Origin of the sequence: Rhodoplanes roseus (assembly GCF_003258865.1) — a bacterium.
GTDB classification, from domain to species: Bacteria; Pseudomonadota; Alphaproteobacteria; order Rhizobiales; family Xanthobacteraceae; genus Rhodoplanes; species Rhodoplanes roseus.
This window is the reverse complement of record NZ_NPEX01000090.1, coordinates 1-21,618: the sequence shown is the minus strand read 5'-3', so window position 1 is coordinate 21,618 and position 21,618 is coordinate 1. Positions and strand designations below refer to the sequence as shown.

Here is a 21,618-nt window from a genome sequence, read left to right as displayed (position 1 = left end):
CTTCACCCCATCCCGGTCGCGAGCTGCATTCGCGCCCGACCCTCCCCCTCCAGGGGAGGGTGAAGTCGCCGCGTCATTCCAAATTCTTGGCCGGCGGATAGTCGCGGGAATAGACCGGGTTGGCGAGAAACGGCTTGTCCCCGTAGGTCCAGAACTGACTCACGTCGGAATAGGTCTTGATGATCGTATTGACGAGCTGCCCGCCTTTTCGCTCGCAGCGCCGGATCTGCACATCGCCCACGACGTTGCCGTAGGCGTCGAACTTCACCGGGCCGCGCGGCGTCTCGGTGAGCGCGACGCTGCGCAGCGCCTCGTTGAACGCCTTCTTGTCGTCGGTCTTGCCGCCCGTCTTGGCGAGCGCCGCCTCGACCACCTGACCGGCCACGTACATGCCGGCCGAGTAGCCGCCCGGAATTACGTTGTAGTCCTTCGCCATGTCGGCGACGAACTGCTTGTTGACGGCATTGTCGAGCGAGGCCGAATACCACGCCGCCGACACCACGCCGATCGCCTCGTCGCCGAGGCTCTTCAGGAGCGCGTCGTCCATGGCGGTCCAGCCGGCGAGCAGCGGGATGCGCTTCATGCCGAGGTCGGCGTAAGCGCGCATGAACTTGACCGGATTGGAGCCGGCGAAGCCGTTGACGACGCAGTCGACATTTCCGATCTGGGCGATGTAGGGCGTGTAGTCCGGCGTGACCAGCGGCGGCCACAGCTTCTTGACCACCTTGCCGCCGTCGTCCTCGAAGACGCGTTGGAAGCCCGACATCTGCTCGTAGCCGAAGGCGAAATCCTCGGAGATGGTGGCGGCGCGCTTGTACTTCAGCTCCTTGGCCGCGTAGTCGCCGAGAACGTGACTGCACTGGCCGGAGCTCGCCGAGCCGCGGACGACCCACGGATTGGCGGCGCGCTGGGTGATGTCCTCGGCGCCGGCCAGGCTGATCAGCGGCGTGCCCTGCTGGCGGATGTAGTCGTTGATGGCCAGCATCTCGAAGGCGGCGAGCGGACCCAGAATCACGTCGACCTTGTCACGCTCGATCAGCTCGGACGCCTTGGTCTTGGCACCCGCCGGATTTCCTCCCGTGTCGGCCGAGACCAGCTCGACCTTGCGCCCCGCGAACGTGTTGCTCTTCTGCTTGAGCAGGGTGGCGATGCCCTGCTCCATTTGAATGCCCCCCTGCGCCAGTGGGCCGGTCTTGACGGTCAGCAACCCGATCTTGAACGGGGCTCCTTGCGCTATCGCGGGCATTCCGAGCGATACTGCGGCGGCACCGGCGGCGGTGCCGGCCATGAAGGCGCGGCGATTCACTCTCGGCATGGCGTTTCGTTCCTTCTGTTTTCTTATCGGACAGGAACTGTACTCCCGAAGGCAGTTTTAGAGAGACGAGTTGCGGTGTTCAAGCCGCGATCCGCGCGGCGTGCGACTTGCCGGATGTTTGTGCAACCATTCCGGCCGCACGCGACAGTGTCACACACAGGTGTGCCGACCGACGAGGCGTCTCTCGGTACGTCTGATCACTCCAGATTCTTGGCCGGCGGCCAGTCGCGGGCATAGACCGGGTTCGCCAGGAACGCCTTGTCGCCGTAGGTCCAGAACTGGCTCACGTCGGAATAGATCTTGACGATCGTGTTGACGAGCGCCCTGCCCTTTCGCTCGCAACGTCGGATCTGGACGTCGCCGACGACGTTCCCGTAGGCGTCGAACTTCACCGGCCCGCGCGGCGTGTCGGTGAGCGAGACGCCGCGCAGGGCCTCGTTGAACGCCTTCCTGTCGTCGGCCTTGCCGCCGGTCTTCTCGAGCGCCGCCTCGACCACCTGGCCGGCCACATACATGCCGGCCGAGTAGCCGCCGGGAACGACGTTGTAGTCCTTCGCCATGTCGGCGACGAAGCGCGTGTTGCTCGCATTGTCGAGCGAGGCCGAATACCAGGAGGCGGAAACGACGCCGACCGCCTCGTCGCCGAGGCTCTTCAGCAGCGCGTCATCCATGGCGGTCCAGCCGCCCAGCAGCGGGATCCGCTTCATGCCGAGATCGGCATAGGCGCGCATGAACTTGACCGGATTGGACCCGGCGAAGCCGTTCACCACGCAATCGACGTTCCCGATCTGGGCGATATAGGGCGTGTAGTCGGGGGTCACCAGCGGCGGCCACAGCTTCTTGACCACCTTGCCGCCGTCGTCCTCGAAGACGCGCTGGAAGGCGGAGAGCTGCTCGTAGCCGAAGGCGAGATCGTCGGCGATGGTGGCGGCGCGCTTGTACTTGAGCTCCTTGGCCGCGTAGTCGCCGAGCGGATGGCAGCACTGGGCGGAGCTCGCCGAGGTCCGCATGATCCACGGATTGGCGAGCCGCTGGGTCACGTCCTCGGCCCCGGCCAGGCTGATCAGCGGCATGCCCTGCTGGCGGATGTAGTCGTTGATCGCCAGCACCTCGAAGGCGGCGAGCGGGCCCAGCACGACGTCGACCTTGTCGCGCTCGATCACCTCCGAGGCCTTGGTCTTGGCACCAGCGGGATTACCGCCCGTGTCGGCCGAGATCAGCTCGACCTTACGGCCCGCCAAGGTGTAGTTCTTCTGCTTGAGCAGGGTGACGAGCCCCTGCTCCATCTGGATTCCGCCCTGCGCGAGCGGACCCGTCTTGACCGTCAACAGGCCGATCTTGAACGGAGCGGACTGGGCGATGGCCGGCATCGGCAGGGCGGCCGACAGAGTCGTGGCGGCAGCACCGGACGCCGCGCCGGCCACGAAGGCACGGCGATCGATCCTCTTGGGCATGCGTTTCGTTCCCTCTATTGTTATTCGGCAGGAACTTCGTCTCCCGACGACTCTTTTAGAGAGCCTGAACTGGGCATTCAAGCCGGTGCCTTCGGCGGCGACGTCGGCGGTTTCAAGTCGCCGTGCCGCGATCATCCGACAGGGTCCCTCGAAATGCAAAGTGAAGACTTGGTCACGAGGACGGGGAGGCGGCCGGACGCCACGCCGATGGAAGCAAGATATGCCTTGTCTACAAACCCGGGCCGCGGGATGCCGGCATGACCAGCGGAATCGCCTATGCGCTCGCCGCGATGGTGTTCTTCGGGCTGGGCGACTACGTCTACCGGCGCGCCGCCCGGGAGGGTGTCGCCGCGCACCATTTCATCATGGGGCAGGCCTGGCTGTTCTGTCCGTCGGTCATTCTCTACGCCGCCGCCACCGGGGCCCTCACGCTGGCGGGCGGCGCCGTCTGGGGGAACCTCGCAGGCCTGTTTCTGTTCCTCGGCTTCTTCCTGTTCGCCCGCAGCCTGCGAACCGGACCGGTCAGCGTCAACGGGCCGATCTTCCGGCTCGGCTTCGTCGTCACGGTCGGCCTCGCCGTGCTGGTGCTGGGCGAACCGCTGACCGCTGCCAAGGCGACCGGTCTGCTGCTCGCGCTCGTCGCCGTGTGGCTGCTGCTCGGCACCGGCAATCCGCCGGCGGGCGGCGGCGCGGCCACGAGCCGGCCCTCGGCACCGCGCTGGTCCTTGGTCGAGGTGCTGCTGGCCACCGTGCTGGCCGGCATCGGCTTCTTCTGCCACAAGCTCGGGACCGCCGCCGGGGCCGCCCCCACCGCCCTCGTCGCTGCCCAGGCGATGGTGTTCGCCAGCCTGGCGACGCTGCTGACAGCAATAGTGGAGGGCTCGCTGCGCTGGCCGGCGAATCTGTGGCGGCACGCCTTGCCGGCCGCCCTGGTGCTGCTCGTGGCGTTCACGTGCTTCGTCCACGCGCTCGCGGCCGGCCAGGCCAGCGTCGTGGTGCCCATCGCCCAGATGGGCTTCGTGCCGGCGTCGCTGCTCGGGATCGCGGTCGGCGGCGAGCCCGTCACGCTGCGCAAAGGGCTCGGCCTTCTCGTCGCCCTGACGGCGCTCGCGCTACTCGCCTGGGCGTGACCACCACATCACCCCCCGGGGCGAGATCACGGGCACGACCACACGGGGCGACCGCTCGGGTCGAAATGCAGCGTGCCGCGCCGGCGGTGGCGGCATCAGCCGATAGGCCGCGACGCCGCATCGACGTCAGCGCACCGCGCGACGTGGGGCCACTCGCGGCGTCACCGTCGTCTTCACCGGTCCGCCGTCACGGGGCGACGCAGACCAGCACCAGCTTGCCCGACGGGCCACGCCGCGGCGGCGTGTAGACGACGCTGCGGTCGTCCTCGATCGTGAAGGTCCCGGCCGGATTGACCGCGAAAGCGTTGACGAGACGCTCGTTCGCCTCGCAGGCCGCCGAGCAGGCCGCCTGCTGGCACATGAACTCGGCGAATCGCAACCCGATGCCGCGGCCTGGAGGCCCCGGAGGTCCCGCCGGACCGGCCGGCCCCGCCGGACCCGCAGCCCCCGGATCCCCCTTGTCGCCCTTTTGGGGCTGCATGTCGAAAAAGCCGCATCCCCCGAGCAACAACAGCAACGCGACGGCCCCAGCCAAACGTGCTCGCATCTACGGAACTCCGTCGTCTCATCGTCGAAGTCCAGAGCATCTTCGATCGATAACGCGAAACGATCGGCTTCCGCACGGGGCGGAAGCGCATGCCCTTCGGTAGCAGAAGACGGAGCAGATCGAAAGCCTTGCCGGTCGGGCGGACCGATCCGCCGCATTTGCCGGCCGGGGCAAGCCCAGTATAATCCGGAGCCCGCCGCAACCCCACCAGCATCGAGATCATGCCCGTATCGGCCGACGACGCCCTTGAAGTCGCCCTGATCGTCAATGGCACGCCCGTGCGGGTGGCCGGCGATCCGACCCGCCCGCTGTTGGCCGTTTTGCGTGAGGAACTCGGGCTCGTCGGGAGCCGATTCGGATGCGGTCTCGAGCAATGCGGGGCCTGCATGGTGCTGATTGACGGGACGCCCGAATTCTCCTGCTCGCGCGAGATCGGAAACTTGGCGGGACGCACCGTGACGACCATCGAGGGACTGGGCGGCGGACGCGGTCTGCACCTCCTGCAGCAGGCGCTGCTCGACGAGCAGGCCGGCCAGTGCGGCTACTGCCTGTCCGGCATCATGGTGTCCGGCGCAGCCCTGCTCGCCCGGACGACCCGGCCGAGCCGGCAGGACATCCTCGCGGCGCTCGACCGGCATCTGTGCCGCTGCGGCGTGCACAACCGCGTGGTCCGCGCCGTCCAGCGCGCCGGCGCCGCCATGGAGAGCGCCGCCGCCGAAGAGACCGGCGCATGATTCCGAACACGCTGCCACAGAGCCTCGTCGACAATCCCCTGCTGTCCGACTGGGTCGGCTTCGAACAGGACGGCAAGGTCCGTGTGTCCACCGGAAAGGTGGAGATCGGGCAAGGCATCCTCACGGCGCTGGTCCAGATCGCGGCCGAGGAGCTCGAGGTCAGTCCGGGCCGCATCCGGGCCGTCTCGGGGGAAACCTCGGCCGGACCCAACGAGGGCGTCACGGCGGGCAGCACATCGGTGGCGATGTCGGGTGCGGCAATTCGGCTCGCCTGCGCCGAGGTGCGGGCGCTGGTCCTGGCGCACGGCGCCGAGCGGCTCGGCGTTCCGGCGGAAAGCCTGGTCATCGAGGACGGGCGACTGCGTCGCGGCGGCCGCGACACCGGCCTCGACTACTGGTCCCTTGCCGCGCAGATCGACCTCGACCGGCCGGCAACCGGCAGCGCATCGACCAAGTCGCCGACCCAGTACCGAGTGGTCGGGACCAGCCTGCCCCGCATCGACCTGCCGGCCAAGATCGAGGGTCGCGGCTTCATCCACGACATCGTCGCACCGGATCTCCTGCATGCCCGCGTCGTGCACCGGCCGTGGCAGGGCGCCCGGCTGGTGTCGCTCGACGAGGCGGCGGTGCGGCGCGCCACCGGCCTGCCGGTCGACATTCGTCGCGAGGGCGACTTCGTCGCGATCACGGGCGACCGCGAGTTCGCGGTGCAACGGGCAGCCCTCGCGGCCCGCGACAAGGCCGCGTGGGAGGGCGGGACGCCGCTGCCGGACGACACCAACAGCCCCGGCTGGGTGCTGGCGCAGCCGTCGCGATCCCGTGTCGTCGACACCGGCACGCCGCCGGCGCGCGAGGCCGGCGAGGTGGTCGCGGCGACCTACTGGCGACCGTTTCAGACCTACGGCTCGATCGGCCCATCCTGCGGGCTGGCAGCCCTGTCCGACGGGCACCTCACGGTCTGGTCGCACACCCAAAATCCCTATGCGCTACGCGATCAGATCGCCCGCTGCCTCGGCCTCGCGGCCGACGCCGTGACGGTGCTGCACCGCCAGGCGGCCGGCTGTTACGGCCACAACACGGCCGACGACGCCGCCTTCGACGCGGCATTCCTGGCGACCCGGTGGCCCGGCCGCACCGTGCGCGTGCTGTTCACCCGTGAGGACGAGTTCCTGGCCGCTCCGATGGGCGCCGCCATGGTGATCGGGCTCTCGGCCGAGCTCGACGCCGATCGACGGCCGGCGCGCTGGACCATCGACATCGCCAGCCCGGTGCACAGCAATCGGCCCGGCTCGCACGGACATCACGGCTTCCGCAGCCGCGAGGCCCTCCCCGACCCGCCGCCCCAACCGGCGGTGCGCAACGACAATCCGGACGCGGCAGGCGGCGGCGCCACCCGCAACGGCCACGCGCTCTACGATCTGCCCTTCCACCGGATGATCCACCACACCGTGGATCCGATCCCGCTGCGCACCTCGTCGCTGCGCGGCCTCGGCGCCTTCGGCAACATCTTCGCCATCGAATCCTTCATGGACGAGCTCGCCGAGGCGGCCGGCCAGGATGCCGTCGCCTATCGGCTGTCACTCCTCTCCGATCCGCGCGCCCGCGCCGTGATCGAGGCTGCGGCCGCGATGTGCGGCTGGCCCGGCGCAGGTCCCCCCGGCGAGGGGCGCGGGCTCGGCCTCGGCTTCGGCCGATACAAGAACCGCGCCGCCTACATGGCCGTCGCGGCCGAGGTCGAGGTGGACGAGGCGGTCCGGCTGGTGAAAATCTGGGGCGCCGCCGACTGCGGCCTCGTGATCACGCCGGACGGCGCCCTGAACCAGCTCGAGGGCGGCATCATCCAGGCAGCGAGCTGGACTCTGAAGGAAGAGCTGCGCTTCGCCGAAGGCAAGGTGGCGACCTCCACGTGGGAGGACTACCCGATCCTGCGCTTCTCCGAGATTCCGGAGATCGAGCTCCGTCTGGTCGGAGATCGCCACAATCCGCCGCTCGGGGTCGGCGAGGCCGCGATGGGTCCGACCGCCGCGGCGATCGGCAATGCGGTGGCGCGGGCGCTCGGCACCCGCATCCGGTCCCTGCCGCTGAGCCGAGAGCGCATCATGGCGGCGCTGCTCGCCTGATCCAGGGTAATTCCTCCAATTCATCATATCCTTTAACGACGACGGTATCTCGATCCGCACATCGCTCGTCCCGGAGCTTGAGACATCGCGCCGACGTGCTAGCGTGCGCCCCGGTCGTCGCCCCTCGACGCCGGCCCGTTCAACGGACCACGCATGAAGCTCGCCACCTTCATCGGCCTCCACAAGCGACCGCGTCTCGGCGTCGTCGACGTCGAGCAGCGTGCGGTCCTCGATCTCGCTGCCGCGGCCGAGGCCGTCCACAAGCGGCCGGATCCGACCTTCACCGACATGCTCTCGCTGATCGACGCCGCCGGGCCGGGCCTCGCGCGGGTGGACGACCTGGTCCGCGAGTGGCCGAACGAGGCGGTCGACGATCTCGACGGCGTGAAGCTGCTCGCCCCGATCCCGATCCCGCGACAGCTGCGGGACGGAATGGCGTTCGAGCAGCACGTGCGCAACAGTCGCAATCAGGTCGCGCAACGCACCGGCAAGCCGCAGAAGATGCCGGATGTCTGGTACGAGCATCCCGTCTATTACAAGTGCAACCGCTTCAACGTGGTCGGCCACGAGGCGGACGTGATCTGGCCGTCCTTCTCCGAGTGGATGGATTACGAACTCGAGCTCGCCTGCGTGATCGGCAAGACCGGCAAGGACATCGCCGCAGCCGACGCGCCGGCCCACGTGTTCGGCTTCACGATCTACAACGACTTCAGTGCTCGCGACGTCCAGTTCGAGGAGATGCGGGCGGGCCTCGGTCCGGCCAAGGGCAAGGACTTCGACACCGGCAACGTATTCGGCCCTTGGATCGTCACGCCCGACGAGCTCGGCGATCCTCATGCGCTCGGCATGGAGGTGCGGGTCAACGGCGAGCGCTGGGGCGGCGGCAACTCGCGCGACATGCACTATACGTTCTGGGACATCATCGAATACGTCTCGCGCGCCGAGACGCTCTATGCCGGCGAGATCATCGGCTCGGGAACAGTCGGAACCGGATCGGCGCACGAGCTCGGCCGCACCATCGGGTCCGGCGACGTGATCGAGCTCGAGATCGAGAAGATCGGCGTCCTGCGGAATCGCCTGATCAGGCCGTGACCAGCCGATACGCCGGAACCGCACGAGAGGTGCTCGCCGTCTTCCTGCGGCTGGGCCTCACCTCGTTCGGTGGGCCGGTCGCGCATCTCGGCTACTTCCGCGACGCCTTCGTGACGCGCCTGCGCTGGCTCGACGACCGCGCCTACGCGGACCTGGTGGCGCTCTGCCAGTTTCTTCCGGGCCCCGCCTCCAGCCAGGTCGGCATCGCGATCGGCCTGTCGCGGGCCGGCCTTCCGGGTGCACTCGCCGCCTGGACCGGCTTCACGCTGCCGTCCGCCCTGGCGCTCGTGCTGTTCGCCTACGGGGTGCGATCGATCGGCGACGTCGCCGGCGCCGGCTGGCTGCACGGCCTGAAGATTGCCGCCGTGGCGGTCGTCGCTCAGGCCGTGCTCGGCATGATGCGCACGCTCGCACCGGATCGCGAGCGGGCGACGCTCGCGGTCGCCGCCGCCGCGGTCGTGCTGGTGCTGCCCTCGGCCTGGAGTCAGATTTGCGTCATCGTGCTCGGCGGCATGGCGGGCGTGAGCCTGCTGCCGCGCCATGAAGCAGCGGGCGACCACGCTGCGCTGCCGCTGACGGTCGGCAGGACGACCGGATTCGTTTCGCTCGCCCTGTTCGTGCTGCTGCTCGGTGGACTGCCGTTGATCGCCACCGTCACGGGCGCACACACGGCGGCCCTCGTCGATGCCTTCTATCGGTCCGGCGCACTGGTGTTCGGCGGCGGCCATGTGGTGCTGCCGCTGCTGCAAGCCTCCGTGGTGCCGGCCGGCTGGGTGTCGAACGATGCCTTCCTGGCCGGCTACGGAGCCGCCCAGGCCGTTCCGGGTCCGCTGTTCACGTTCGCGGCCTATCTGGGCGCGATCGCCGGCCCCGAGCCGAACGGCTGGCTCGGCGCGACCATTTGCCTGTTGGCGATTTTCCTGCCGTCCTTCCTGCTGGTGATCGGTGCCCTGCCGTTCTGGGAAGCGGTGCGACGCCGGGCCGCCGCACAGGCGGCGCTGCGCGGCGTCAACGCCGCCGTGGTCGGCATCCTGCTCGCCGCCCTCTACGATCCCGTGTGGACCGCGGCGATCGACGGTGGCGGCGACTTCGCGCTGGGCTGCGTGGCCTTCCTGCTCCTGGTCGCGTGGCGGACGCCGCCCTGGCTCGTCGTGCTGCTCAGCGCCGGCGCAGGGGCCGTGCAGGCCGGCCTCGGCTGACGCGGCGACCCGAATCGAGCTGAACGAATCGCGGCGCCACGTCCACCGAACGGCTGTCTCGCACCACCCATCGGCCGGGTTGACCGGACGCTCGGGCTTGTCCAGCATGCTGCCCTGACAAAATGGCCCTGGCGCGAGCGACGAAAGACCCACTCCACGTCGCACCTGCGGGAGAACATGATTCTCGCCCAGACCGGGAGACAGATCGTGGCTGTCTTTTCGATTCGGCCGGCATTGCGTCCGTAAACGTTTGCGGATTCCATCGGCCGACGCAGTGCGACAACACTGCGATATCGGAGCGCACAGGTGGGAAAAGGTGACGAGATGACGATCAGAAGGACGCTGCTGCAGCGCCGACACGCGTGCTTGTTCGCGCTGGCGATCGCGGTGGGTGCCGGTCTGCCGTTTGCCGGACCGACAGGCGCACAGGCGCAGGACGTGACGCTGGTCAACGTTTCCTACGATCCGACCCGCGAGCTCTACCGCGCCATCAACGACGCCTTCGCCAAGGAGTGGCAGGCCAAGCACGGCCAAAAGGTGACGATCCGAGCCTCGCACGGCGGCTCGGGCCGCCAGGCGCGCGCCGTCATCGACGGGCTCGACGCCGACGTCGTGACGCTGGCGCTCGCCGGCGACATCGACGCCATCGCGCGCGAGTCGAAGAAGCTGCCGGCCGACTGGCAGACGCGGTTGCCGAACAACTCGTCGCCCTACACCTCGACCATCGTGCTCCTGGTCCGCAAGGGGAATCCGAAGGGCATCAAGGACTGGGACGACCTCGCCAAGCCGGGCATCCAGGTGATCACGCCGAATCCGAAGACCTCCGGCGGCGCGCGCTGGAACTACCTGGCGGCCTGGGCCTTCGAGCTCGACCGCAGCAAGGGCGACGTCGGCAAGGCGAAGGATCTGGTCGGCGCGATCTACCGCAACGTGCCGGTGCTCGACACCGGCGCCCGCGGCTCGACCACCACGTTCGTTCAGCGCGGCCTCGGCGACGTGCTGATCGCCTGGGAGAACGAAGGCTTCCTGGCCCAGCAGGAGTTCGGCGCCGACAAGTTCGACATCGTCTATCCGTCGCTCTCGATCCTGGCCGAGCCGCCGGTGTCGCTGGTCGACCAGGTGGTCGACAAGCGCGGCACCCGCGCGGTTGCGCAGGCCTATCTCGACTTTCTCTACACGCCCGCGGCGCAGCGCATCATCGCGGCCAATTTCTACCGGCCGTCGAAGCCCGAGCATGCTGCGCCGGAGGACCTCGCCCGCTTCCAAAAGGTGAAGCTCGTCACGATCGACGAGGCGTTCGGCGGCTGGACCAAGGCGCAGGCCGAGCATTTCTCCGACGGCGGCGTCTTCGACCAGATCTACAAGCCCGGCACCCCGTCGCGATGAGCATCGCTGCGACGGAACCCTGGCCCCCGGCGCCCGGCGGGCGGAACGGAGCGGCCGCGCCCTGGCGGTTCCGCCGCCCGAGCGCGCTGCCGGGGTTCGGCGTCACGTTCGGCTTCACGGTCACGTATCTGTCGCTGATCGTGCTGATCCCGCTCACCGCCCTGGTGGTTCGCGCCAGCGGGCTCGGCTTGGACGGCATCTGGCGCGTCGCCACGATGCCGCGCGTGCTGGCGGCCCTGCAGACCAGCTTCGGCATCTCGCTCGTCGCCGCCGCCGTCAACGCCGGTTTCGGCCTGTTGGTCGCCTGGGTGCTGACCCGCTACGAATTTCCCGGGCGACGGTTGCTCGACGCGGTCGTCGACCTCCCCTTCGCGCTGCCGACCGCCGTCGCCGGCATCGCGCTCGCGGCCATCTACGCCCCGAACGGCTGGATCGGCGGCCTGCTCGCGCCATTCGGCATCAAGATCGCGTACACGCCGCTCGGCATCTTCATCGCGCTCGTGTTCATCGGCCTGCCCTTCGTGGTGCGCACCGTCCAGCCCGTGCTGGCGGATCTCGACCGCGAGATCGAGGAGGCCTCGGCGACGCTCGGCGCCACCCGGCGGCAGACCATCGTCCGGGTCGTGCTGCCGACGCTCGCGCCCGCCGTGCTGACCGGATTCGCGCTCGCCTTCGGCCGCGCCGTCGGCGAGTACGGCTCGGTGATCTTCATCGCCGGAAACCTGCCGTTCACGTCCGAGATCGCGCCGCTGCTGATCGTCATCCAGCTCGAGGAGTTCAACTATGCGGGCGCCACCGCGATCGCCTCGATCATGCTGCTGATCTCGTTCCTGTCGCTGCTCGCCATCAACCTGCTGCAGGCCTGGAGCCGGCGGAGATTCGGTCATGTCTGATCGAGCGACGACCGAGCACGCCGTCCTCAAATCCACCGACGACGCCTCCGGGGTGCCGTCGCACGGCGGTCGACCGGTCTGGCCCCGGCCGACCATCGACGAGGCGCCGCTCACCAAGGCGATCCTGGTGGTGCTGGCTGTCGGGTTCCTGGCGCTGTTCATCGTGCTGCCGCTGATCGCCGTGTTCGCCGAAGCGTTCCGCCGCGGCCTCGATCACTATCTCGAATCCTTCGCGGATCCCGACACACAGGCTGCGATCCGGCTCACCTTGATGGTCGCGGCCATCGCGGTTCCGCTCAACCTGGTGTTCGGCATCTGCGCCGCCTGGGCGATCGCCAAGTTCGACTTTCACGGCAAGAGCCTGCTGATCACCCTGATCGACTTGCCCTTCTCGGTGTCGCCGGTGGTCTCGGGCCTGGTGTTCGTGCTGCTGTTCGGAGCCCAGGGCCTGTTCGGCAAATGGCTCGCCGCCCACGACCTTCAGATCGTCTTCGCCGTGCCCGGCATCGTGCTCGCCACGGTGTTCGTCACCTTCCCGTTCGTCGCCCGCGAGCTGATCCCGCTGATGCAGGAGCAGGGCACCAGCGAGGAGGAGGCGGCGCTGACGCTCGGCGCCTCCGGCCTGCGGACCTTTCTGACCGTCACCCTGCCGAACGTGAAATGGGCCCTGCTCTACGGCGTTCTGCTCTGCAATGCGCGCGCCATGGGCGAGTTCGGGGCCGTCTCGGTGGTCTCGGGTCACGTGCGCGGCCTGACCAACACGATGCCGCTCCACGTGGAGATTCTCTACAATGAGTACAACTTCGTTGCAGCCTTCGCCGTCGCTTCGATCTTGGCCGGGCTCGCCCTCCTCACCCTCATGGCAAAATCCGTCCTGGAATGGCGCTACGGTGACGCCCTCGCCCGGACCCGTCTATACTGACCATGTGGACACCGTCGCGATCCGGGCCGAAGGGCTGGAAAAGAGATTCGGGGGCACGCCCGCGCTGACCGGGGTCGACCTGGCGGTCGAGGCCGGGGAGCTCGTGGCGTTGCTCGGCCCGTCGGGGTCGGGCAAGACCACGCTGTTGCGCATCGTCGCCGGCCTGGAGCGGCCGACTGCCGGCCACGTCTATTTCGGCGGCGAGGACGCCACCTTCGTGCCCGTGCAGGCGCGCCGCGTCGGCTTCGTGTTCCAGAGCTACGCGCTGTTCAGGCATCTCGATGTCGGCGAGAACGTCGCCTACGGGCTGCGCGTGCGCCCCCGCCACCTGCGCCCGAGCCGCGCCGACATCCGGCGCCGCGTCTCGGATCTGCTCGATCTCGTCCAGCTCTCCGGCCTCGATCGCCGATTTCCGTCGCAACTGTCCGGTGGCCAGCGCCAGCGTGTTGCGCTGGCCCGGGCGCTCGCCGTCGACCCGAAGGTGCTGCTTCTGGACGAGCCCTTCGGGGCGCTCGACGCAAAGGTACGACGCGATCTGCGGCGCTGGCTGCGCGACCTGCACGACCGCACCGGCCACACCACGCTGTTCGTCACTCACGACCAGGACGAAGCGCTGGAGCTGTCCGACCGGGTCGCCATCCTCAACCAGGGCCGGATCGAGCAGATCGGTACGCCGGACGAGGTCTACGACCGGCCGGCCAGCGGCTTCGTGGCCGGCTTCATCGGCGAGGCCGTGCGGCTGCCCGTGGACGTGGCGGACGGGATCGTGACGATCGGCCCGCACACGCTGCGGAATCACACCTCGTCACTGAGCGGTCCGGCAGCGCTGTACGTCCGCCCGCGCGATCTCGTGCCGGCCGACCCCCACGGCGGCGTTCCGACCCGTGTCGCCGGCGTGCGACGCGCCGGGCCGGCGCGTCGCGCCGAGCTGCTGCTCGCCGATGGACTGCCGACCATCGAGATCGAGCTGCCCGCCGACCTCACGGTCGCCAGGGGCGAGATCCTGCACGTGCAGTTCCGGACGCTGCGGTTGTTTCCGGCGTGACCGTCGTGCGAGTCTGGCCCCGGACTTGAGTGGACGCCGGCGAGACCGTTGTCTCGACCCGGCTCCCGACCTCGCCCGGCGATCGCCCATGCTCCGCCGGCTCGATCGATCCGCCGAGATTCTCCCACAGCGATCGTTGCCGGCGACGAGCGGCTCGCGCTCCTCGGCGGTGGTGAGCCCTATCGCACCGCTTGGCACTGGCACGATCGTGTCATGCTGTTGATGCCGAACAGCGGCGCCGTCGAACTCGTCCAGGAGGACGGCTCGCCGGGACCCTGGCCGAGCCATCGTTGATCCGCGGAGGCCCTGGACGGCCTCCTCCTCACGCGAACGCTGGCGTTCTGGCCGGCGCGCGAGCCTCGGCGGGCGGACCCGGCACCGGATACGCGGTGCTCGACTTGATCCGCTCCATGGCGAAGCGCGAGGTGACGTTCTTGAGCGGCACGGTCTCGATCAGGCGCTTGTAGAAGGTGTCATAGGCACCCATGTCGGCGACGACGACGCGCAGCATGTAGTCGACGTCCCCGGCCATTCGGTAGACGTCCATCACCTCCGGCAGCGCCGCGATCGATTTGGCGAACGTGTCGAGCCATTCCTTCGAGTGGTCGCTCGTCTCGATGGAGACGAACACGGTGAGGCCGAGACCGATCTTCTCCGGCGAGACGAGGGCCACTCGCCCGGTGATGACGCCATCAGCCTCGAGCCGCTGGATCCGCTTCCAGCACGGTGTCTGCGACAGGTGCACCTGCTTGGCGAGCGCCGCCAGCGTGACGCTGGCGTCCCGTTGCAGAACCATGAGAATTCGCCGATCGACCGCATCCACTTTCCGAACGCGGGGCAAAGGAGTGTCCTGTTTCATATTTTCTCACTTCGGAGAATAATTTTTCTCCACTACCTTCTACATCACCTATGAGTAAAATATAATTCTACACCGAACGCAAGCCCGCCCGCTGCAACGCATCAGCCTAGGGTATCTCCCGATACGGGTTCCAGGCACCGCGAAAACGAAACGCTGCCCTTTGTCTCTCGCCGACCACACGTCGTGCAGTATCGTTCGTCACCACGGACGCTTCGCGCGGCGAAGCAAACTGCAGGAGCCCCCATCATGCGGATCGTCATTCACGTGCCGTTCGGCGCCGATGCGTTCGTCGACGCCCTGCGCGCCGTCCCGGGCGTCGCCCCGACGGTGGCCGGCACCAAGGACGAGCTCCGTAACGCCCTCGCCGGGGCCGACGCGCTCGCCGTGATGGCCAGCCTCTACGACCAGGCGACCGCCGACGCGGTGGCCGCAGCGCCCAAGCTCGGCTGGATTCACTTCGTCTCGTCGGGCGTCGACGCGCTGCTGCGGTTTCCGCCGCTTCCGAACGCGGCCGTCACCAACTCGGCTGCAGCCTGGGCGCCGACCGTCGCCGAGCATGCCGTCACACTGCTCTCGGCGCTCGTCCGCCGGATTCCGGACGCGCTCGCGGCACAGACCGAGCATCGCTGGGCCGGCACGGAGATCCGGCCGCGCCTGCGCTCGCTCGAGACGAACTCGGTCGTTCTGCTCGGCTTCGGTGCGATCGGCCAACAGATCGCACGCCGCCTGAAGGCCTTCGATGCTCACGTGATCGCCGTCGCGCGCTCGCGCCGCACCCATGCCGATGTCGACGAGTTCGTCACGACGGAGGAGGTCGACCAGGTGCTCCCGCGCGCCGATGCGGTCGTCGCGGCGTTGCCCGCAACGCCCGCGACGCGCGGGTTTCTCGATGCACAACGACTCGCATCGCTCCCGAAGGGCGCCGTCGTGATCAATGTCGGACGTGGCGACACGATCGATCAGCCCGCGCTGCTTGCCGCACTGCAAAACGGACATCTCGGCGGCGCGGGGCTCGACGTGTTCGACCAGGAGCCCGTGCCGGCCGACAGCCCGGTTTGGACGACGCCCGGTCTGCTGGTCACACCGCACCTGGCCGGTATCGGCAGCCGCGCGCTCATCGGACGGCTCGCCACCATCTGCGCCGACAACGCCCGCCGCGCCGTGAAAGGTCGACCGTTCGCGACTCCCGTCGATCTGTCGACGCTCGGCACCTGATCATCCGACGACGTCTCCACAAGGTCGGACGGCCGTGCCATGGCCGTTTCCGGCTTGGCGAACGATTCCGAACCGTGCATGCTGCCGGCGATTTCAGCTCATCTGTTGCAAGCCTGCAGAAAACATCGGGAGGACATCGTGAGCAGAATCGTGTGTTGGCTCTCGGCCATGATCGTCGCATTGGCCGCAGCGGGGCCTGTGCGGGCTCAGCAGGTCCCGGACAAGTCCGTCAAGGCGTCCCTGCTCTTGAACTGGTACCTGTACAGCGAGCATGCGCCGTTCTTTTTAGGCCGCGAGCGCGGCTACTTCGCCCAGGAGGGGATCGATCTCGACATCCAGGAGGGCCGCGGCTCGTCTCCGACCGTGCAGGCCGTCGCGGCCGGAACCGTGACGTTCGGCTACGCCGACCTCTCGTCCGCCGTGAAGGCCGCCTCGGTCGGCGCGCCCGTGGTGGTCATCGGCGTTCTCCTGCAGAAGAGTCCCATGGCCGTGATGGGACTGGCCGAGCGCAACATCCGCTCGCCGCAGGACATGAAGGGCCGCATCGTCGCCCTGACGCCGGGCGATTCACTCTCGCAGGTGTGGCCGCTGCTGCTCAAGAAGACGGGCCTTTCCGAAAGTGACGTGAGGGTGGTCGGTGGCGACATGCAGACCAAGCTCAATGCCGTGATCAACGGCCAGGCCGATCTCATGCTGGGCTACCTGATGGACCAGAACATGCGGATCGAGAACGCCACAAAGAAGCCCGTCCACGTGATCCCGTTCTCCGACTACGGCGTCAACCTGATCAGCTCGAGCCTCATCGCCTCGAAGGACACGATCGCGACCAAAGGCGACCTCGTGCGCCGCTTCATGCGGGCCGCGACGAAATCCGTCGAGGAGGCCGAGAGGGACCCTGAAGCGGCCGTCGACGCCATGCTGAAGGCGAACATCAAGGCCGGTGACCGCGAGTCGCTGATCCGCGGCCTCAAGCTCACCATCCCGCTCTACCGAACCGACGAGACCAAGACGCTCCGGCCGTTCCGGGTGAGCCCGACGAGCCTCGCGGATTCGCTGACGATGCTCTCCGAGTACGGTGGCCTCGACAAGAGAGCGCCGGCCCGCGCTCGCGAGTTCGTCAATCTGGACTTCCTGCCCGACTGAGCCGGCGCTCGGCTCGCCTGCCGTCCCGGCACGCGGCTCCCGCCGCGAACGCCCGGACGGCGGCGGCTGCCGACGATCGCGCCGGCGTCCCGACATCCCCCTCCCGATCTCACGCCCCAGGAACAATGCGAATGGCCGTGTCCGCGCCGCAGATCCTCACCACGACGGTCGGCTCCTATCCGGTGCCCGACTGGCTGATCCAGGCTCCGTCCGAGCAGGCGCTGCTCGACGCGACCCGCGTCGTGCTCGCGACCCAGGAGGAGGCCGGTCTCGATCTCCTCTGTGACGGCGAGCTCTACCGGTTCGACCTCGACCATCCCGAGACCAATGGAATGATCGAGTACTTCACCACGCCCATGAGCGGTATCCGGCGCGCGGCGACGTTCCAGGAGCTGCTCGCCTATCGGGGCGAGGCGGGCATGAGCTTCAGGACACGGCCGCCCGGCGTGATCGACGGCCCGATCGGCAGTGGCACGCTCGATCTGCCCGATGCCTGCGCGCGAGCCCGCCGGCTCACCCGCAGGCCGTTCAAGTTCACGGTCACGGGCCCGCACATGCTGTCCAAGACGCTGCTCGACCGCCACTATGGTGGCGACCGCGCCGCCATCGCGATGGCCATCGCCGACGTGCTGGCCGAGCAGGTCCGCCACGTCGACGCCGACGTGGTGCAGCTCGACGAGGCCAACCTGCCCGGCCATCCCGACGAGTGGGAGTGGGCCGCTGCCGCCGCCAACCGCGTGCTCGACGCGGTCAAAGGCAAGGCGGCAGTGCATCTCTGCTTCGGCAACTATGGCGGGCAGTCGATCCAGCGCGGCGGTTGGGACCGGCTGATCAGCTATCTCAACACCCTCCACGTCGATCACATCGTCATGGAGAACGCGCACCGTCCGGGCGAGGAGCTCGCCGCGTTCAAGGAGCTGCGGCCGGAGATCGGAATGGGACTCGGCGTGGTCGACATCAAGCGGACCGAGATCGAATCCGCCGAGACGATCGCGAAGGGCATCGAGCGCGCCACCGCCGTGCTCGGGCCCGGCCGCGTCCGCTACATCCATCCGGACTGTGGGTTCTGGATGCTCAAGCGCAACATGGCGGACGGCAAGATGCGTGCCCTGGTGCGCGGCCGGGATCTGTTCGAGGGGCGCGCCTGACCCGGGCAGGCTGCTGATCAGGTCGCCGGGCCGGCGGGCCGGCGGCCGCGAGGGCCGACCTGATCACGAGGCGGTGTCGCCTGTTAACAATTCGTTTATCGAACAACTTTCGGCCACGCATCGCTCCCACGACACCGTGTGAAACCGGATCGCAGACGGGACCAATCCGGTTTCGGCGTCGACGATCAGCTTCATGGTCGGCTGTTCAGTGACTTATGCAGCATGAATTTCGGCTGAAAGGTTTACATCCGCGTCGTGATGAGATAACCGGAGCATTCCTTTGAATGCCGCGCGGTGATCCTCATGCGTTCCCTCGCGTCGTGACGCGGCCCACGAGATCGACCACCGCTAGACTGACATCGCAAGACCGCAGCTTCGCAAGGCCGTAACCTCGCGTGTTTTGCACCAGCCATTATCGAGGAGTAATCGATGGCACGAGCGACCACCGCCAAGAAGGCGACTGCACCGAAGAAGGCCGCGCCCGCCAAGAAGCCGGCGCCCGCCAAGAAGGTGACCGCCGCCAAGAAGGTGACGGCTCCCAAGAAGGTGACGGCTCCCAAGGCGGCTCCCAAGACTGCTTCCAAGAAGGCGACCGCCGGCAAGGCCGCCACCGTCGCGAAGACCGCTGCCAAGTCGGCCGGTGGGTCGAAGCGGCGCGGCTGGTCGAAGGACGACGTCAAGGAGCTGAAGGGCCTGGCGAAGCAGAAGCTGCCGACCGCGAAGATCGCGAAGGCGCTGAAGCGGACCGAAGGCGCGACCCGCCAGAAGGCCTACTCGCTCGGCGTTTCGCTCGACTCGCGTCGCTGAGACGTCGGCTTGCACTGCGGAGCTTCGGCAGGTTGCCGAGGCTCCGCACGCAAGGCTGCGGTGCCGTTCCGGCCCGCTCTACGCGATATTTCAAGAGGCCATTTCGCTCCGCGTGACGAACCGCGGAGACGAACGATATCTCGATTGGGGTGTCGGCTGTGCTCGATCCCCACCAGCCTCCCTCACAGCGACTGATGAGTCCGGTGGTCGCCGAGATGCCACCCTCGGTGGCGCGGGAGCGTGCCTGCGGGTAACGTACAGCGGCGTTCGTCCCGGCAGGTCAGTTGTTGGCCAGAGCCTCGGACTCGGAGCGGACGAAATCCCGCTCGATCAGCGCCGCCTCGCCGGCGCTCGCCGCGAAGACCTGCTCCCCGTCCTCCGCCACCACCCGAATCGAGCACTCCGACCAGGCGCCGAACGCCGTCGGCCCCGACGAGAACAGATCGGCGACGAGCTTGACGGCGAGCTCGCATGCGCGATCGGGATCCGGCAGGACGATGTCGGACGCCTCGTAGGCGGTTTCCTCGTTGCTGATCCTGATCGTGTAGCGCGGCATTGTGAGTCTCGGTCGGTCCTCCGTATCAAGACACCGGGGGCACGATTTGTTCCATCCGCGGAACCGAGCCGGCCGAATCTCCGTCCGAAGCCGTCCCCTGAATGGATGAGATCACGCGGCACCGAGCCAGGAACGCCCGCGAAGGCGCGACGTTGAAACGTTATTGATCGGCATGGACCGGAGCGGCCTGCGAGGCAGGCATGACGAGGCAGGCCCGCCGGGGCAACACCTCGCCGCGCCGTGGATTGCGGATCGCGCCCCAGGGAGGCCGATATGAAAGCGCTGTGCTGGCACGGCAAGCAGGACATCCGCTGCGACGAGGTCCCGGATCCGAAGATCGAGCATCCGCGCGATGCCATCATCAAGGTCACGAGTTGCGCCATCTGCGGCTCCGACCTGCACCTCTACGACGGCTTCATGCCCGGCATGGAATCGGGCGACGTCATGGGCCACGAGTTCATGGGCGAGGTCGTCGAGGTCGGCGCCGAGAACAAGAAGCTGAAGGTCGGCGACCGCGTCGTCGTTCCGTTCACGATCTGTTGCGGCGAATGCGACCAGTGTCGCCGTGGTTACTTCTCGGTCTGCGAGCGCTCGAACCGCAACAAGTCGGTCGCCGACAAGGTGTTCGGGCATACCACTGCGGGCCTGTTCGGCTATACGCATCTCACCGGCGGCTATGCGGGCGGCCAGGCCGAATACGTGCGCGTCCCCTATGCGGACGTCGCGCCCGTCAAGGTGCCGAGCAATCTCACCGACGAGCAGGTTCTGTTTCTCGGCGACATCTTTCCGACCGGGTGGCAGGCTGTCGTCCAATGCGACATCGAGCCGACCGACACGGTCGCGATCTGGGGATGCGGGCCGGTCGGCCAGTTCTGCATCCGGAGCGCCGTCCTGCTCGGCGCCAAGCAGGTCATCGCGATCGACCGCGTCCCCGAACGCTTGGCGATGGCGAAGGCCGGCGGCGCCGTCACCATCGACTTCGACAACGAGAGCGTCGTCGAGCGCCTGAACGATCTCACCCAGGGCAAGGGGCCAGAGAAGTGCATCGATGCCGTCGGGCTCGAGGCGCATGCGGGCGGCACGATCGATGCGATGGTCGACCGGGCCAAGCAGGCGGTGATGCTGGAGACCGACCGTCCGCACGTGCTGCGCGAGATGATGTATGTCTGCCGCCCGGCCGGCGTCATCTCGGTCCCCGGCGTTTACGGCGGCGTGCTGGACAAGATCCCGTTCGGCATGGCGATGAACAAGGGCCTGACGATCCGCACCGGCCAGACTCACGTGAACCGCTGGACCGACGACCTGCTGAAGCGGATCGCGGAAGGCGAGATCGATCCGACCTTCGTCATCACGCACCGGGCCAAGCTGTCCGATGGACCCGAACTCTACAAGACGTTCCGGGACAAGCAGGACGGCTGCATCAAGGTCGTGCTGCAGCCGTGAGGAGCCCCGCCATGCTCGATCGCACCAGAATGCCCGTCTCTCCTGCGCCGACCGCGCTCGCGCGGGGGCTCGGCTGGTTCAGCATCGCGCTCGGCCTCGCCGAGCTCGCCGCGCCCCGCACGATAACCCGCACCCTGGGCCTCCGGGGCCAGGAGGGCGTGGTTCAGGCCTACGGAGTGCGCGAGATCGCGACAGGCATCGGCCTGCTTGCCAGCCGCCAGCCGGCGCCCTGGCTGTGGGGTCGTGTCGGCGGCGACGCACTCGACCTCGCGACGCTGGCGGCCGGGAGCGACGGATCGAGCCGACGCCGCAATGCCCGCGGGCTCGCCATCACGGCGGTTCTCGGTATTACCGCGCTGGATGTCGCCTGCGCGATGGCGGCCGGCGGCACCTCCGCGTCCCAACGGCGCCGGCTGCCCGACTACAGCGGCCGGCGTGGCTTTCGCGAGGTCCCCGAGCGGATGCGGGGCATCGCCCGGAATGCGCCGATCCCGAAGGACATGCGCATCCCGGATCTGCTGCGGCCCTACACCAGCGCCAACCGGACGAGCGGGCCGAAGCCGGCTTAGCGGGTCGGCGCGAGCTAGCGGCGCCCCTTGTCGGGCGCCGC

The 21,618-nt window shown here is 68.2% G+C and carries 20 protein-coding genes; 15 read left to right on the top strand and 5 right to left on the bottom strand.

Translation table 11 applies throughout. The features are described from left to right. Window positions 1–73 precede the first annotated feature (73 nt). Together CH341_RS14605 and CH341_RS14600 are read right to left on the bottom strand one after the other, a co-directional pair. Entirely contained in the window at window positions 74–1,315 is a 1,242-nt protein-coding gene (locus tag CH341_RS14605; protein ID WP_245431061.1) for an ABC transporter substrate-binding protein, read from the bottom strand. 197 nt (window positions 1,316–1,512) lie between these two features. Beyond that, window positions 1,513–2,769, bottom strand: a complete 1,257-nt coding sequence (locus tag CH341_RS14600; RefSeq protein ID WP_245431060.1) for an ABC transporter substrate-binding protein — start codon at window positions 2,767–2,769, stop codon at window positions 1,513–1,515. A gap of 257 nt (window positions 2,770–3,026) precedes the next feature. Here CH341_RS14600 and CH341_RS14595 point away from each other — a divergent pair, with 257 nt between their 5' ends. Further along, entirely contained in the window at window positions 3,027–3,899 is an 873-nt protein-coding gene (locus tag CH341_RS14595) for an EamA family transporter (RefSeq protein WP_111419740.1), read from the top strand. Window positions 3,900–4,086: 187 nt separating this feature from the next. Here CH341_RS14595 and CH341_RS34230 read toward each other — a convergent pair whose 3' ends face one another. Next, window positions 4,087–4,278, bottom strand: a complete 192-nt coding sequence (locus tag CH341_RS34230) for a hypothetical protein (protein ID WP_210208311.1) — start codon at window positions 4,276–4,278, stop codon at window positions 4,087–4,089. Between the two features lie 389 nt (window positions 4,279–4,667). Between CH341_RS34230 and CH341_RS14585 the strand changes: the two genes are divergently transcribed. The 8 genes from CH341_RS14585 to CH341_RS14550 all read left to right on the top strand — a co-directional run bounded on the left by CH341_RS14585 (window position 4,668) and on the right by CH341_RS14550 (window position 13,837). Continuing rightward, the gene (locus tag CH341_RS14585) at window positions 4,668–5,180 is read left to right on the top strand and encodes a (2Fe-2S)-binding protein (protein ID WP_111419739.1); all 513 of its coding nucleotides are present in this window, start codon (window positions 4,668–4,670) and stop codon (window positions 5,178–5,180) included. After that, the gene (locus tag CH341_RS14580) at window positions 5,177–7,300 is read left to right on the top strand and encodes a xanthine dehydrogenase family protein molybdopterin-binding subunit (protein ID WP_111419738.1); all 2,124 of its coding nucleotides are present in this window, start codon (window positions 5,177–5,179) and stop codon (window positions 7,298–7,300) included. Before CH341_RS14585 ends, CH341_RS14580 begins: the two co-directional genes overlap by 4 nt. 153 nt (window positions 7,301–7,453) lie before the next feature. Next, window positions 7,454–8,392, top strand: a complete 939-nt coding sequence (locus tag CH341_RS14575) for a fumarylacetoacetate hydrolase family protein (protein WP_111419737.1) — start codon at window positions 7,454–7,456, stop codon at window positions 8,390–8,392. Then, the gene (gene chrA, locus CH341_RS14570; protein WP_111419736.1) at window positions 8,389–9,591 is read left to right on the top strand and encodes a chromate efflux transporter; all 1,203 of its coding nucleotides are present in this window, start codon (window positions 8,389–8,391) and stop codon (window positions 9,589–9,591) included. Before CH341_RS14575 ends, chrA begins: the two co-directional genes overlap by 4 nt. A gap of 324 nt (window positions 9,592–9,915) precedes the next feature. Beyond that, window positions 9,916–10,977 carry a sulfate ABC transporter substrate-binding protein gene (locus CH341_RS14565; protein WP_111419735.1) on the top strand — a complete coding sequence of 354 codons (1,062 nt, stop codon included), beginning with the start codon at window positions 9,916–9,918 and terminating at the stop codon, window positions 10,975–10,977. After that, window positions 10,974–11,870 (top strand): sulfate ABC transporter permease subunit CysT, encoded by an 897-nt coding sequence (gene cysT / locus CH341_RS14560; RefSeq protein ID WP_111419734.1) that lies wholly within the window; start codon window positions 10,974–10,976, stop codon window positions 11,868–11,870. The genes CH341_RS14565 and cysT overlap by 4 nt, the downstream gene beginning before the upstream one ends. Beyond that, window positions 11,863–12,792 carry a sulfate ABC transporter permease subunit CysW gene (gene cysW / locus CH341_RS14555; protein WP_111419733.1) on the top strand — a complete coding sequence of 310 codons (930 nt, stop codon included), beginning with the start codon at window positions 11,863–11,865 and terminating at the stop codon, window positions 12,790–12,792. Before cysT ends, cysW begins: the two co-directional genes overlap by 8 nt. Next, window positions 12,761–13,837, top strand: a complete 1,077-nt coding sequence (locus CH341_RS14550; RefSeq protein ID WP_425376184.1) for a sulfate/molybdate ABC transporter ATP-binding protein — start codon at window positions 12,761–12,763, stop codon at window positions 13,835–13,837. Before cysW ends, CH341_RS14550 begins: the two co-directional genes overlap by 32 nt. 322 nt (window positions 13,838–14,159) lie before the next feature. Here CH341_RS14550 and CH341_RS14545 read toward each other — a convergent pair whose 3' ends face one another. After that, window positions 14,160–14,660: an Lrp/AsnC family transcriptional regulator gene (locus CH341_RS14545; RefSeq protein ID WP_111419731.1), complete on the bottom strand. Its 501-nt coding sequence runs from the start codon at window positions 14,658–14,660 to the stop codon at window positions 14,160–14,162. Between the two features lie 282 nt (window positions 14,661–14,942). Here CH341_RS14545 and CH341_RS14540 point away from each other — a divergent pair, with 282 nt between their 5' ends. From CH341_RS14540 to CH341_RS36315, 4 genes are all read left to right on the top strand, one after another. Beyond that, window positions 14,943–15,911: a D-2-hydroxyacid dehydrogenase gene (locus CH341_RS14540; RefSeq protein WP_111419730.1), complete on the top strand. Its 969-nt coding sequence runs from the start codon at window positions 14,943–14,945 to the stop codon at window positions 15,909–15,911. 168 nt (window positions 15,912–16,079) lie between these two features. Beyond that, the gene (locus tag CH341_RS14535; protein ID WP_111419729.1) at window positions 16,080–17,054 is read left to right on the top strand and encodes an ABC transporter substrate-binding protein; all 975 of its coding nucleotides are present in this window, start codon (window positions 16,080–16,082) and stop codon (window positions 17,052–17,054) included. A gap of 131 nt (window positions 17,055–17,185) precedes the next feature. Beyond that, window positions 17,186–18,202, top strand: coding sequence for a cobalamin-independent methionine synthase II family protein (locus CH341_RS14530; protein ID WP_210208307.1), 1,017 nt, complete (start codon window positions 17,186–17,188; stop codon window positions 18,200–18,202). Window positions 18,203–18,631: 429 nt separating this feature from the next. Next, window positions 18,632–19,009 carry a hypothetical protein gene (locus CH341_RS36315; RefSeq protein WP_210208315.1) on the top strand — a complete coding sequence of 126 codons (378 nt, stop codon included), beginning with the start codon at window positions 18,632–18,634 and terminating at the stop codon, window positions 19,007–19,009. 280 nt (window positions 19,010–19,289) lie between these two features. Here the strand turns inward: CH341_RS36315 and CH341_RS14520 are convergent, their stop codons facing one another. Next, complete coding sequence (locus CH341_RS14520; protein ID WP_111419728.1) at window positions 19,290–19,565, bottom strand: DUF6894 family protein; 276 nt, start codon at window positions 19,563–19,565, stop codon at window positions 19,290–19,292. 273 nt (window positions 19,566–19,838) lie between these two features. On the opposite strand from CH341_RS14520, the gene CH341_RS14515 reads away from it, so the two are divergent. After that, window positions 19,839–21,008 carry a zinc-dependent alcohol dehydrogenase gene (locus tag CH341_RS14515; protein ID WP_111419727.1) on the top strand — a complete coding sequence of 390 codons (1,170 nt, stop codon included), beginning with the start codon at window positions 19,839–19,841 and terminating at the stop codon, window positions 21,006–21,008. Window positions 21,009–21,019: 11 nt separating this feature from the next. After that, complete coding sequence (locus CH341_RS14510; RefSeq protein ID WP_111419726.1) at window positions 21,020–21,577, top strand: cyclase dehydrase; 558 nt, start codon at window positions 21,020–21,022, stop codon at window positions 21,575–21,577. Window positions 21,578–21,618 lie beyond the last annotated feature (41 nt).

Bases quoted from the DNA above. Each gene is read 5' to 3' on its own strand.
- CH341_RS14595 (WP_111419740.1), top strand. From the start codon at position 3,027: ATGACCAGCGGAATCGCCTATGCGCTCGCCGCGATGGTGTTCTTCGGG.
- CH341_RS14520 (WP_111419728.1), bottom strand. From the start codon at position 19,565: ATGCCGCGCTACACGATCAGGATCAGCAACGAGGAAACCGCCTACGAG.
- CH341_RS14530 (WP_210208307.1), top strand. From the start codon at position 17,186: ATGGCCGTGTCCGCGCCGCAGATCCTCACCACGACGGTCGGCTCCTAT.
- CH341_RS14580 (WP_111419738.1), top strand. From the start codon at position 5,177: ATGATTCCGAACACGCTGCCACAGAGCCTCGTCGACAATCCCCTGCTG.
- cysT (WP_111419734.1), top strand. From the start codon at position 10,974: ATGAGCATCGCTGCGACGGAACCCTGGCCCCCGGCGCCCGGCGGGCGG.
- CH341_RS14585 (WP_111419739.1), top strand. From the start codon at position 4,668: ATGCCCGTATCGGCCGACGACGCCCTTGAAGTCGCCCTGATCGTCAAT.
- CH341_RS14600 (WP_245431060.1), bottom strand. From the start codon at position 2,769: ATGCCCAAGAGGATCGATCGCCGTGCCTTCGTGGCCGGCGCGGCGTCC.
- CH341_RS14540 (WP_111419730.1), top strand. From the start codon at position 14,943: ATGCGGATCGTCATTCACGTGCCGTTCGGCGCCGATGCGTTCGTCGAC.
- CH341_RS14575 (WP_111419737.1), top strand. From the start codon at position 7,454: ATGAAGCTCGCCACCTTCATCGGCCTCCACAAGCGACCGCGTCTCGGC.
- CH341_RS14535 (WP_111419729.1), top strand. From the start codon at position 16,080: ATGATCGTCGCATTGGCCGCAGCGGGGCCTGTGCGGGCTCAGCAGGTC.
- CH341_RS14515 (WP_111419727.1), top strand. From the start codon at position 19,839: ATGAAAGCGCTGTGCTGGCACGGCAAGCAGGACATCCGCTGCGACGAG.
- CH341_RS36315 (WP_210208315.1), top strand. From the start codon at position 18,632: ATGGCACGAGCGACCACCGCCAAGAAGGCGACTGCACCGAAGAAGGCC.
- cysW (WP_111419733.1), top strand. From the start codon at position 11,863: ATGTCTGATCGAGCGACGACCGAGCACGCCGTCCTCAAATCCACCGAC.
- CH341_RS14565 (WP_111419735.1), top strand. From the start codon at position 9,916: ATGACGATCAGAAGGACGCTGCTGCAGCGCCGACACGCGTGCTTGTTC.
- CH341_RS14605 (WP_245431061.1), bottom strand. From the start codon at position 1,315: ATGCCGAGAGTGAATCGCCGCGCCTTCATGGCCGGCACCGCCGCCGGT.
- CH341_RS14510 (WP_111419726.1), top strand. From the start codon at position 21,020: ATGCTCGATCGCACCAGAATGCCCGTCTCTCCTGCGCCGACCGCGCTC.